This is a genomic window from Paenibacillus terrae HPL-003, from assembly GCF_000235585.1.
Classification (GTDB): Bacteria; Bacillota; Bacilli; order Paenibacillales; family Paenibacillaceae; genus Paenibacillus; species Paenibacillus terrae_B.
The window spans coordinates 4227798-4242723 of the sequence record NC_016641.1; the positions used below are offsets into that span (position 1 = coordinate 4227798).

Here is a 14926-nt window from a genome sequence, read left to right on the forward strand (position 1 = left end):
ATGACTCAGCACGATATTCAATTGTTTGCATTAAGCCAGCCACAGCAACGGATTTGGTATACGGAGCTTTTGTATCCCAATCGCAACACGTCCACGCTTATTGCAACTGTTAAAATCAAGGGAACTGTTCGTATAGATGCATTGCAGCAGGCGATGAACGAGGTCATTGCGCAAAATGATTCTTTTCGTATCAAAATCACTGCTCAGGATGGCATTCCATATCAATATGTAGAGCCTTTTACCGCTCAAAGCATAGAAACGCTCCAGGTTAACCCGGAGGAAGCCGAACAATTAGTAAACCGTCTTAATTCACAGCCCTTTTTATTGCTGGATTCTCAGCTCTACCAATTTGTTATTTTGCAGCTGGGGGCAGAAGAAACCTGGTACAGTTTCACAATGCACCATATTATTTCAGATGGTGTATCCATGAATCAGGCCATTAATGAAACTACCACGCATTACATGGATATTGTCCATGGTACAGGTCAAGCTACACCGACCAAAGCGAATCCATATCTGGATTTCATTCAGGTGGAGCAAAGCTATGAGCAATCTGACCGTTACCAGAAGGACAAGACCTATTGGACGGAAAAGTTTGCCGATTTGCCAGAGACGACAGGTTTAAAATCATACAATCCGCTAACGCTGAGCACAGCTGCACGCCGGGAGAGCTATACACTGGAGCATGAATTATATCGTGGTGTCACGGCTTTTTGCGACGAGCATAAAATCAGTATTTTTACGTTCTTCCTGGCTGCCCTGTATATTTATTTACATAAAGTGACGGGGGAACAGGATTTAACAGCAGGTACCCTGTACGCTAACCGTACGTCGAAGAAGGAAAAGGATACGATTGGCATGTTCGTCAGCACCGTGGCTACGCGCCTGCTGGTTGAGCCGGAATCCGAGCTGCTGACCTTCCTGCAAGGTGTGGGCAAGGAGCAGTCGTCCATTTTGCGGCATCAGCGTTACCCGTACAACAAAATTATTCAGGATTTGCGTGAACGGCAAAGCAGTTTGGATATTCAGCGTCTGTTTGGTGTTTCCATTCAGTATCGTACGCTGAGCTTCTCCCGGTTTGATGAAGCCGTTCAGCAAGTGGATACCGATTTCTGTGGAGATACGGTGAATGACTTTGATATTCATATGGTAGAAATGCTGGATGACGATAAGTTTATACTGCATTTGGATTATCGTACCGAGCTGTTCAGCGAACAGGAGATTGCCCGAATTATCCGACAATTCTTGAGTGTAGCGGAGCATATGGTGAAAGGCCCACAGAAGCGGATACAGGAGTTGTCACTGATAAGTGACGAGGAGCGGACGCAAATTGTGGATGTATTCAATGCTACAGCAGTGCCATATCCACACGATGCAGGGATTCATGAACTGTTCGAGCAACAGGCAGAGCGTACGCCGGATCAGACTGCGGTTGTGTTTGGAAACCGTCGTCTAACCTATGGACAGCTGAATGAACAGGCCAACAGACTGGCTCACACGCTGCGCGGTTACGGTGTTACTGTTGAACGGACGGTAGGAATCGTCGCTGAGCGTTCCACAGATATGATCGTCGGCATGTTGGCAATCCTCAAGGCGGGCGGCGCGTATGTGCCGATTGACCCGGATTATCCGGCAGAACGTGTACGCTACCTGCTGGAGGATTCAGGCGCGAAGCTACTGCTGGTGCAGCATGCGGAGCAGCAGCCAGATGACTACAGCGGAATTGTGCTGGATCTGAGCGATGCTACTCTATACGGGTCAGAAGATGATCAAGGGCTAGATACCGTACAATCGGATCAAAATGAGCCTCATCGTGCGGATTATACCCATTATACAAATCCGAAAAATGAGATTTCACAAGCGGGTAAATTTGGGGATCGACTCGCCTATTTGATGTACACATCGGGAACGACTGGACAGCCCAAAGGGGTTATGGTGGAGCATCGTAATGTCGTGCGTCTGGTGAAAAATACAAACTATGCGCAACTGGATGCTGATACGCGCATTTTGCAGACCGGGGCTGTTGTCTTTGACGCGTCCACCTTCGAAATTTGGGGTGCGCTATTGAACGGTGGACAGCTGGTGCTGGTGAGTCAGGATGTCATTTTGGACGCGCCGAAGCTCAAGAAAGCTGTTCGCAGCCATGGCATTACGACGATGTGGCTGACCGCCCCGCTCTTTAATCAGCTGTCCCAGCAGGATCTGGAGCTGTTCGAGGGGGTACGGGAGCTCCTAGTCGGCGGTGATGTGCTGTCCGTCCCGCATATTAACCGGGTGCTGAAAGCCCATCCGTCCCTGCGGATCATAAACGGCTACGGCCCGACGGAAAATACGACCTTTTCCACCACGCATGCGATTACTGGCGTGCAATCAGAATCGGTGCCGATTGGCAGTCCGATTCATAACTCCAGAGCCTATGTCGTGGACCATTCGATGCAGCTCCAGCCTGTTGGGGCATGGGGAGAGCTGATTGTCGGCGGTGACGGGGTGGCCCGTGGATATCGCAATCGCCCGGACCTGACGGCCGAAAAGTTCATCGACAGCCCGTTCCGCAGCGGAGAACGCTGCTATCGCACAGGCGACCTGGTGCGGTGGAATGCGGACGGGACGCTGGAATACAAGGGACGGATCGATGCACAGGTGAAAATCCGGGGCTATCGGATCGAGCTGGGCGAGGTGGAAGCGCAGTTGCTGAAGCTGGAGGCGGTGCGAGAAGCCGTCGTGATTGCTCGTGAGGATGAGCAGGGGCAAAAGCAGCTCTGCGCTTATGTGGTAACCCATGAGGATGTTGTGGCAAGTGAGCTGCGCAGCGCTTTGAGCCAGGAGCTGCCAGGCTACATGGTGCCGTCGTATTTTGTACAGCTGGAACAATTGCCACTGACACAGAACGGCAAGGTGGATCGCCGGGCGTTGCCGCAGCCAGAGGGAAGTGTGGATTCTGGCGAGGATTATGTAGCAGCGCGAACAGATGTGGAGCGGACGTTGGTATCGGTATGGCAATCTGTACTAGGTATCGAGCATATCGGTGTACTGGATAACTTTTTCCATCTGGGAGGCGACTCGATCAAGGCCATTCAGGTGTCTTCGAGACTGCTGCAAAACGGCTATAAACTGGAAATGAGGGAACTGTTCCAATATCCGACCATTGCTGAGCTGAATGGACGGGTGCAGCAGGTGAGCCGCGTCTCAGACCAAGGGGAAGTCACGGGTACGGTAGCGTTGACGCCGATTCAGCATTGGTTTATTGAGCAGCAGCCGTCCAAGCCTGAACACTATAATCAGGCGTTGATGCTGCATCGTGAGGATCGTATGGACGAAACGGCGCTTCGTCAGGCACTGCAGCGCATGGTTGAGCATCATGATGCTCTGCGTATCGTATTCCGCCAGAATGCAGATGGCGAGTACGAAGCATGGAACCGTGGCGTACAAGAAGGTGAGCTATTCAGCCTCGAAGTGGTTGATTTTACGAACGAATCTGATTTTGCGCATGAGCTGGAAGCAAAAGCCAGCGAAATTCAAGGCAGTATCCGCCTGGATGAAGGCCCCCTGGTAAAGCTGGGTCTGTTCCGTTGCCTTGATGGAGATCATTTGCTAGTGGCGATCCACCATTTTGTGGTGGATGGTGTGTCTTGGCGTATTTTGCTGGAAGATTTGGCAACTGGATATGAGCAGGCTTTACAGGGCGAGTCTGTCCGTTTGCCGAATAAGACGGACTCCTTCCGCCTGTGGGCTGATCAGCTGTCAGCTTATGCGAACAGCACCGCATTGCAGAAGGAGCGTGCATACTGGCAAGAGCTGGAGCAAGCTGGGGCCACTCAAGCAGCTTTGCCCAAGGATTACACTCGCAAATCCGAGGCCAAGCCTCATCTTCGCGATGACCGCACACTCACGGTAGCGTGGACAGTTGAAGAAACAGAACAATTTTTGAAGCAGGCACACCGTGCCTATAATACGGAAGCGAACGATCTATTGCTGACGGCTCTGGGAACCGCGGTTCACGAGTGGGCAGGCATCAGTCAGGTGCTTGTGAATCTGGAGGGTCACGGACGGGAAGCTATTTTGCCAGATGTGGATATTACACGTACGGTCGGCTGGTTTACCAGCCAATTCCCAGTTGTGCTGGATATGGGTGAGGATCGGAATGTGGGACGACGTGTCAAGGACGTCAAGGAAGGGCTGCGCCGTTTGCCGCATAAAGGAATTGGATACGGTATTTTGAGATATCTTTCTGCTGCTGAAGAAGGGGAAGTAGCTTTTGTCGCCGAGCCGGAAATTAGCTTTAACTATCTCGGACAATTCGATCAGGATTTGAAAAATAATGCATTCCGTATGTCTCCTTATTCCCTCGGGGCTTCCATTAGTGACACGTTGACCAAGCGGTATGTCCTTGATATCAACGGCATGATCACGGACGGTGCGCTAGAGCTGACGATCAGCTACAGCAGCAAAACGTTCATGAAAAAATCAATCAAAAGGCTAGCTGATTTGCTTCAGGTAAGCTTGCGCCAGGTAATAGCTCATTGCGTGGACAAAGCGCTGCCAGAGCTGACACTAAGTGATCTGTCCTTCCAAGGACTAACGGCTGGAGAACTGGAGCACATTGTAGAGCAAACCGCTGCTGCGGGAGAGCTGGAAAATATTTATTCGCTAACGCCGATGCAAAAGGGGATCTTGTTCCACGGTTTGATGGAGCCGCAATCCGGGGCGTATTTTGAACAGGCAACATTTGATCTGCAGGGCAGCTTTCAAGTGGACGCTTTTGCCGAAAGCCTGAATCTGCTGGTAAATCGCCATCAAATTTTTAGAACGAATTTTTATAGCGGCTGGAATGAGCAGCCTTTACAGGTGGTGTATCGTCATAAAGCTGCCGGATTCCGTTTTGAAGACGTGCGTTCAATGGAGCAAGGAGAACTGGACGCGTACATTGCAGATTTTACTGAGCGAGACAAAGTGGAAGGGTTTCATTTCAGCTCAGGCGAGCTGATGAGAGTATCTATATTACGTACGGGCGAGGAATCGTACCGTTTTGTGTGGAGCTTCCACCATATTTTGATGGACGGCTGGTGCTTGTTCCTGGTTGTCGGGGAAGCCTTCAATACGTATTTTGCATTGCTCGAAAACCGGAAGCCAGAGCTTGCCCCGGTGACGCCATATAGCGAATATATTGAATGGCTGGAACGGCAGGACAACGCGGAAGCAGAACGGTTCTGGAGCGACTATTTTGCCGGCTTTGAACAACAGACGGTGTTGCCGCAAGCGAAACAGCTCGACGGTCACGCCAAGGGGTATGAGGCTGAGAAGCTTTCGTTTACGCTGAGCCGTGAAGTGACGGAACGGATGAACAAGCTGGTCAAGCAGCAGCAGGTGACGGTCAATACGCTACTGCAAGCGGCATGGGGTGTTGTGCTGCAACGATATAACCATAGTCGGGATGTTGTATTTGGTAGTGTTGTATCCGGTAGATCAGCGGATATTCCGGGCATCGATAAAATGATCGGTTTGTTCATTAATACGGTTCCTGTACGGATTCACAGCGGGGAAGATGTTACGTTTGCTGGGCTGATGAAGCAGACACAGGAGCAGGCGCTTGCTTCCCGTGCCTATGAAACCTATCCATTGTATGAAATTCAGGCCCTGACAGAGCAGAAGCAGGATTTGGTAAACCATATTATGGTGTTTGAAAACTATCCGGTGGAACAGAGCATGGAGCAAATGGGTAGCCATGACACGAACGGCTTTACCATTGCGAATGCTTCCGTGTCGGAGCAAACGAACTATGATTTCAACATTACAGTTGTACCGGGTGATGAAATCGGTGTTCATTTGGAATATAACGCGCAGGTGTTTGAACGCGCAGCTATGGAGCAAATCCGTGAGCATTTGCTGCATATCGTAGAGGAAGCGATTAACAGACCGAATGCGCTGGTAGATGAGCTTGAGCTGGTGACTGCTGAGGAAAAAGCGAAGATCATCGACGGTTTTGGTTCAGTTGGCGTGTCTGCGTGGAGTGATGCGAAGGAAATCGAAGGGTTGTTCCACGTCTATGTGGAGGAACAGGCGCAGCTTGTGCCGGATCACGTGGCGGTTGTGTACGAGGAGAATCAGCTTACGTACTGCGAGCTGAACGAGCGTGCGAACCAATTGGCTCGTAGATTGAGAAATGAAGGCATTGGACGTGAGTCGATTGTCGGCATCTTGAGCGAACGTTCGGTGGACATGCTGGTCGGCGTACTGGCGGTATGGAAGGCTGGAGGCGCGTATGTGCCGTTGGATGCCGATTATCCGTCAGAGCGTATCCGCTTTATGCTGGAGGACAGCGGTGCGACGGTGCTGCTGACTCAAACGGGCTTGCAGGAGCGTGCCCAGGTATGGCTGGAGGAGAGCCGATGGGCCTTGGCCGACGGGAAGTCTGAGGGCCAACTGGAAACGGCGGTTAGCGCTGAGACGGTGGAATCAGATACCCTCCATGGAGACCTGAGTTTAGCAATAGATTCGCCATCTGACAGTGAAGCAACATCCGAGCCAGCAACAGGATTGCGTTTGCAGACTGTACTGGCGTTGGACGATGAGTCGCTGTACACCGGGGATATTGCGGATATCGAGCACATCAACGAGCCACAGGACCTGGCGTATGTGATCTACACCTCCGGTACAACGGGACGTCCGAAGGGCGTCATGATCGAGCATCGCAGCTTGGTGAATACGGCTGCGGCGTATCGCCGGGATTACCGTCTGAACCAGTTCCCGGTACGACTGCTGCAACTGGCAAGCTTCTCCTTCGACGTATTCGTCGGGGATATGGCACGGGCGCTCTATAACGGCGGAACGATGGTCATCTGCCCGAAAGATGACCGGATTGACCCAAGCCGTCTGTATGGCTGGATTCGGGATGTTCAGATTACGGTGTTCGAATCGACACCAGCCCTGATCGTACCGTTCATGCAGCATGTGCATGAACAGGGACTGGACATGAGCAGTCTGGAACTCCTGATCACGAGCTCGGATAGCTGTAGTGTGACGGATTACCGGGTGCTGCAAGAACGGTTTGGTGCGGATATTCGGATCATTAACAGCTACGGCGTAACGGAAGCGGCGATTGACTCCAGCTTCTATGACGAAGAGCTGTCGAAGCTGCCAAGCAGCGGCAGCGTGCCGATTGGCCAGGCGTGGCTGAACGCACGTTTTTATATTGTGGATAGTCAGCTGAATCCGGTGCCAATCGGCGTGCTGGGCGAGCTGTGCATTGGCGGAGCCGGGGTAGCACGCGGGTACCTGAACCGTGCCGACCTGACGGCCGAGAAATTCGTGGCGAATCCGTACGTGCTGGGTGAACGCCTGTATCGCACGGGTGACTTGGCACGGTGGATGCCGGACGGAAATGTGGACTTTATTGGCCGGATGGACTATCAGGTCAAAATCCGGGGCTACCGGATCGAGCTGGGCGAGATCGAAACCGTGATCCAGCGGGTGCCGGGTGTGCGTCAAGCGATAGTGATCGACCGGACAGACGAGCGTGGGCACAAGTATTTGTGCGGCTATATCACGGGAGAAGCGGAGCTGCGGATCGAGGAGGTACAAGCAGAGCTGGAAGCAGGGCTGCCCGCACACATGGTGCCAGCGCGCTTGATGCGACTGGAGACGGTGCCGCTGACGAGCAACGGAAAAATCGACCGCAAGGCCTTGCCGGAGCCGGAAGGTAGCATCCATACAGGTGCAGCCTATGTGGCACCGCGTACAACGGTAGAGCAGGTGCTGGCTAAGGTATGGACTGGGGTGCTGGGCGTGGAAACGGTAGGCACGCAGGATAACTTCTTCGAGCTGGGCGGCGATTCGATCAAGGCCTTGCAAGTATCGTCCCGATTGCTGCAAGCAGGCTATCGACTGGACATGAAGGACCTGTTCAGCAATCCGACGGTAGCGTCCCTTAGTCCTTTGCTTCGCACAGATGGCAAAATTGCCAGTCAGGAAGAGGTAGCCGGTGAGGTAGAGCTGACACCTATTCAACGGTGGATCTTTGAGCAGCAGCCGGTTGACCTGCACCACAGCAACCAGGCGATGATGCTGTACCGAGCCGGGCGTTTTGACGTAGATGCGCTGCGCCATACGATGGAACGCATGGTCCAACATCATGACGCATTGCGTACTGTATTCCGCGAAACGGAGCAAGGTTATGTAGCTTGGAACCGTAGTGTGGAGGAAGGCGAGCTATATACACTGGAAATTGTAGATTTCAGTGGGGTTGAAGTCGAATCCACAGCTGTGGAAGCCAAGGCGAATGAAATTCAAGCTGGCATTCATTTGAGCGAGGGGCCGCTTGTGAAGCTTGGTTTGTTCCAATGCGCTCAGGGCGATCATTTGTTAATCGTCATTCACCATTTGGTCGTGGACGGTGTATCGTGGCGCATTTTGCTGGAGGATTTGGCAGCCGCTTATGAGCAGGCTGTTGCAGGTAAAACGGGCAAAGCTATTCGATTGCCGCTTAAAACAGATTCGTTCCAGACATGGGCTGAGCACCAATCAGCCTATGCGAACAGTGCGACGATGGAGCGGGAGCTTGCTTACTGGCAGCATATTGAACAAGCAGAAGCAAGTCTGGCGAAGCCGTTGCCAAAGGATTATGACAACGACCATGCCTTGCTTGGAGACAGTGAGGTTGTCACCGTCCGCTGGACGAAGCAGGAAACCGATTTGTTGCTCAAACAGGCTCACCGCGCGTATAACACGGAAATGAATGACCTGTTGCTAGCTGCACTCGGGAAAGCCGTATATGACTGGTCCGGTTCTGAACGCGTGCTGGTCAACCTGGAGGGTCATGGACGGGAGGCCATTTTAACAGATGTAGATATTACGCGCACGGTTGGCTGGTTTACGAGCCAATTCCCGGTTGTACTGAATGGAAGCCTAGGACAAGGCGAAAATATCGCCCGTTTGATCAAACGGGTGAAGGAAGGGCTGCACCATATTCCGCAAAAAGGCATTGGTTATGGTATTTTGCGATACCTGTCAAATACGGAGGCTTTCACGCAAGCAGGTGTACAGCTCCAGTTGGCCCCAGAAATCAACTTTAACTACCTGGGCCAGTTTGATCAGGATTATAAAGGCAACGATTTGGTGCCTTCCTCCTACTCTATGGGTGTGCCTGTCAGCACAAACGCGGCTATGGATTTTGCGCTGGATATCAATGGAGTGATCGAGGACGGCGAGCTGATCTTTACGATTCGCTACGGCACAACGCAGTTCCGTCATGAGACGATTGCCCGGCTTGGAGAGCTGCTGGCTTCGGGCTTGCGTGAGGTGATCAGCCATTGCGTCGCCCAGGAAAGAACGGTATTGACACCAAGTGATGTCCTGCTAGATAACGTAACGCTGGACGAGCTGGAGCAGCTGGTGGAAGATACGCGAGATCTGGGTGAGCTGGAAAATGTGTATGCCTTAACGCCAATGCAAAAGGGTATGCTCTTCTACAGCATGATGGACGAGGATTCGGCGGCTTATTTTGAGCAGGCCACCTTTGAGTTGAACGGACGCTTTGATGTGGTCACTTTCGGCAAAAGCCTGGATCTGCTTGTACAACGTCATGAGGCCCTACGGACGAACTTTATCCATTCATGGAAGGATGAGCCTGTACAGGTCGTCTTCCGCAATCGCAGCGGAGAATTGTACTACGAAGACTTGCGCGGACTAGAAAAAGAGGAACGTGAAGCTCGGGTTGAGGCTTTTGACCTTGCAGATAAAGCCAAAGGATTCCGTCTGGCAGAGGATGCACTCAATCGTATCTCCATTTTGCAAACGGGGGATGAAACGTACCACTTTGTTTGGAGCTTCCATCACATTTTGATGGATGGCTGGTGCTTGTCCTTTATGATACAGGAGGTATTTGGCAGCTATCAGGCACTTCGTGCGGGTCAGGAGCCAATGCTTGAGCAGGTCACGCCGTTCAGTCGTTTTATTGAATGGCTGGAGCGTCAGGATCGTGAAGCGGCCCTGCAATACTGGAGCGGGTATCTGGCAGACTATGAGCAGCAAATAACGCTTCCGCAGCAAAAAACACTGCCTAAATCCGCACAAGTCGGGGAATATATCGCTGGAGAACTGGAATGCGAATTCCAGCCGGAACTGGTCGCTCAGATCGAACGGGTGGCGAAGCAAAATCAGGTGACGATCAACACATTGATTCAGACGGTATGGGGCGTGCTGTTGCAAAAATATAACAACAGTTCGGATGTTGTATTCGGTAGTGTTGTATCCGGTCGTCCAGCCGATATTATGGGTGTGGAGCGCATGATTGGGTTGTTCATAAATACGATTCCAGTGCGCATTTTGTCTGAAAAAGGTGAGGCCTTTGTTGAACTGATGAAACGAACCCAGCAGCAGGCGCTGGCCTCTAATAGCTACGACGCATTCCCGTTGTATGAAATCCAGGCGCTGACCGAACAGAAGCAGGATTTGATCAACCATATTATGATATTTGAAAATTATCCGGTAGAGCAACAGGTAGAGCAACTGGGAAGCAATGGACACGATAAATTTACGATTTCGAACGTAGTGACTACAGAGGAAACCAACTACGATCTGAACGTAGCCGTTATGCCGGGAGAAGGTATAAAGATTCGTTTTATGTATAACGCGCTCTGCTTTGATCAAATAGGCATTGAGCGTCTGCATGGACATTTTGTCCGTCTGCTGGAGCAAATTTCACTCCATCCGAATGTTCGCGTTGAAGAGCTGGAATTGGTCACAGCGGTGGAAAAACAACAGATTACAGAAGCGTTTAATGACACCGCTTCGGTATATCCGCGCAATCAGACGATCCATCAGCTGTTTGAGGAGCAGGTGGAGCGTACGCCGGATCAAGTGGCATTGGTGTTTGGAAATCAGAGTCTGACTTATCGGGAGCTGAATGAACGGGCCAATTCATTGGGACGAGTGCTTCAAGCGCAGGGAGTAGGACCCGACAAGCTGGTCGGCCTGATGGTACAGCGCTCAGTGGAAATGATCGTAGGTCTCCTTGCTGTTCTAAAAGCAGGCGGTGCTTATGTGCCGATTGATCCCGAATTTCCGTCATCTCGTATTGAATACATGCTGGAAGACAGTAAGGCCGCAGTGCTTCTGACCAGTCGTGATTTGGTGGAAGAGCACCATTGCAACGCCAATGCAATATTCCTTGAGGATACAGAATTGTATCAGGGAGAGAGCGGCAATCTGGAGGCGATCGCCCGCCCAGAGCATTTGGCTTACGTTATCTATACCTCTGGATCAACTGGAAATCCGAAAGGAGTTATGCTCCAGCATGGCTCGGTACTCAACTTTATTACAGGGATGAGCGAAATCATCGACTTTGAAGCGGGCAAAACCATTTTGTCACTCACGACAATTTCTTTCGATATTTTCGTATTGGAAACCATCCTGCCACTGTTGGGTGGAATGACTGTTGTGCTTGGCGACAGCCAGCATCAGATTGATCCTCAGGCGCTTGGTGAGTTGATCGTTCATCATCATATTGATATGTTGCAAATGACACCATCCCGGGTGCAAATGCTGCTGGGCCATGAAGCAGGTTCCCGTGCGCTGCGAAGCGTGAAGGAAATTATGGTCGGGGGTGAAGCACTTCCGCCCAAGCTGCTGGCAGCACTGCAAGAAATGAACGGTCTCCGCATTTATAACATGTACGGACCTACAGAAACGACGGTTTGGTCGACGGTACAGGAACTTACCCATGCCGATCAAATTAATATTGGACGTCCTATCGCTAATACGCAAATGTATATCATGAATGCGAATGATGGAGTGCAGCCAATCGGTGTGCCGGGCGAGTTATGTATTGCAGGAGAAGGCTTGGCCCGTGGGTATTGGAATCGCGAAGAACTGACGGCCGAGAAATTTGTGAATAATCCGTTTGCAGGCGGAAAAGCAGGCAATGAGCGGATGTACCGCACAGGCGATTTGGCGAGATGGATGCCAGACGGCAACATCGAATATTTGGGCCGGATCGATCATCAGGTGAAAATTCGGGGGTACCGGATTGAGCTGGGCGAGGTTGAATCGCAATTGCTGAAGGTGGAGCCAGTACGAGAAGCCATCGTCGTGGCTCGTGCGGACGAAACAGGCCAAAACCAACTGGTGGCATACTTTATCGCCGGGCAAGAGCTTGGAGCCGGTGAACTGAGAAATGAACTGAGAAGTGAACTGGGGCGGGAGCTGCCAAGTTATATGGTGCCTTCATATTTCATTCAGTTGGAGCAGATGCCACTGACACCAAACGGTAAAATCGACCGCAAGGCACTGCCGGCACCGGAAGGCAGTCTGCAAAGCGGAGCGGATTATGCAGAGCCGCGCACCGCACTGGAACGGGCACTTGTAGCAGTCTGGCAGTCTGTTCTGGGCGTGCAAACCGTCGGTATTTTGGACAATTTCTTTGATCTGGGCGGCGATTCAATCAAGGCAATTCAAATCGTATCCCGTGCGTTCCAGGCAGGCTATAAGCTGAACATGAAGGACTTGTTCAAATATCCAAGCGTGAAGGAGCTGGCTCCGCATCTGAGTTTAGCGGGCAAGAGAACGGCCGAGCAAGGCGAAGTCACAGGGAAAGCGGTGCTGACGCCGATTCAATACTGGTTTGCGGAGCAGGAGCAAGTGGACGCGCATCACTTTAATCAGGCGGTCATGCTACACCGGAAGCAGGGCTTTGACGAATCCGCTCTGCGCCAGGCGCTTATCAAGCTGGCGGAGCACCACGATGCACTACGGATGGTGTTCACCAAGACAGAGCAAGGCTATGAAGCATGGAACCGCGGATTGCAGGAAGGCGCGCTGTATCACCTGGACGTGCTGGACTTTAGGAATTTGACGGATGAAGCCGTGCTCAGCGCAGCGATTGAGGCGAAAGCCAGTGAAATTCAAAGCAGTATTCATCTGCAGGAAGGGCCGCTGTTTAAAGCTGGTTTGTTCCACTGTGCAGATGGGGATCATCTGCTAATGGCGATTCACCATTTGGTGGTGGACGGTGTGTCGTGGCGTATTTTGTTTGAGGATTTGGCCACAGCCTATGGACAGGCTGTAAATGAGGAAGCACTCCAGTTACCGGACAAAACGGATTCCTTCCGTTCCTGGTCTGAGCGACTTTCCACCTATGCGGATAGCGCAGTAATGGAAAGTGAACGCGCCTACTGGGAGCAATTGAACGCATCTGCTTTGGTGGATCAAGTACGGTTGACTGAGGATCAAGCACAGGATGGCGAATTTACCTTGACTGACACGGATACAGTGGTCATCAAGCTTACGGAAGAAGAGACAGAGCGGCTATTGAAGCAGGCGCACCGCGCGTATAACACGGAAGTGAACGATCTGCTTCTGGCTGCATTGGGCATGATGCTGTACACATGGACGGGGCGTGAACGTAGCCTGATCCATTTGGAGGGGCACGGACGTGAGGACATTTTGCCGGATATGGACATTTCACGTACTGTAGGCTGGTTTACGAGTCAATATCCGGTATTGCTGGACATCGGTCGTGATCACGATTTGACGGGATGCATCAAACAGGTCAAAGAGAGCCTGCGTCAGATTCCGAATAAAGGAATTGGCTATGGTATTTGGAGACATCTGAGTGAAGCCGGCCAAGCCGTTGGTCATAAAGAAGACGCTTTGCATACGGGTCAAACAGATGGAGGCTACGCCGAACCGCAAGTGAGCTTTAACTATCTCGGACAGTTTGATCAGGATTTGCAAAACAGCGATATTCGGATGTCTCCTTACCCGATTGGTTTGGCTGTTAGTGACCGGACGAAGATGAAATACGCGCTCGATGTGGGCGGGATCGTCACGAACGGCATACTGGAGCTGGATATTCGGTATAACGGCAAGGCCTTCCGCAAGGACACCATCCAAATGCTGGCTAACCTGCTGAAAGCCAACTTGCTTGAAATTATCGAGCACTGTGTCATACGGGAGCGGCCAGATTTGACTCCAAGCGATGTACTGTTAAAGGGTCTGACGCTGGAGCAATTAGACACGATTGTTGAGCAGACACAGACGGTTGGGGAATTGGAGAATGTGTATCCGTTAACGCCGATGCAGAAGGGTATGCTGTTCCATAGTCTGATGAACGCAGAATCAGGAGTGTATTTTGAACAGGCGACCTTTGATCTTGAGGGCCATTTTGAGCCGACTGTATTCGAGGAAAGCCTGAAGCTGCTGGTTAACCGACATGCTATATTCCGGACGAATTTCTACAGCGGCTGGCATGGTCAACCGTTACAGGTCGTCTATCGTTATAAAAATCCGGGCTTCCGCTATGAGGATGTCAGAGGTCGTGAAGACGCTGTAGCTGAATTTGTGGACCTGGATAAAGAGCAAAACTTTGATTTAGGCAAGGATGCGCTTATGCGCGTAACCGTCTTCCGCACGGGGGATAGCTCATACCGTTTTGTATGGAGCTTCCATCATATCGTGATGGACGGCTGGTGCTTGTCTCTGGTGACGGACGAAGTGTTTGGTGCATATTTTGCCCTGCTGGAGCACAAGCAGCCAGAGCTCGCACCTGTCAAGCCGTATAGTGAGTATATTGAATGGCTGGAACGGCAGGATACGCAGGAAGCGACCCGCTATTGGAGCGACTATTTGGCTGGCTTCGAGCAGCAGACCTTGCTGCCTGGCGAGCATGCACAGGCTTCCGTAATGGCACGGGTTGAAGATAAAGAAGGAAGTGGTGCGGCTTCAAATTCCGGTTATGTTTCGGAAAAGCTGTCATTTGTACTAGGTAAAGAACGGAGCGCGGCGTTAAACCGCATTGCCAAGCAGCAGCAGGTAACGATTAATACATTGCTGCAAAGCGTTTGGGGCGTTATTTTACAAAAATACAATAATAATCAGGATGTTGTGTTTGGTAGTGTTGTATCCGGACGTCCGGCAGAAATTCCGGGTGTGG

Annotated in this window: 1 protein-coding gene (running past one end of the window); it reads left to right on the forward strand. The window is 51.5% G+C overall.

What is annotated here, in order from left to right; translation table 11 throughout:
* Positions 1-14926 carry the beginning of a non-ribosomal peptide synthase/polyketide synthase gene (locus HPL003_RS19270; protein ID WP_014281409.1) on the forward strand. It continues 17306 nt past the right edge of the window, so only the first 14926 of its 32232 coding nucleotides appear in the window; the start codon lies at positions 1-3; the stop codon falls past the right edge of the window.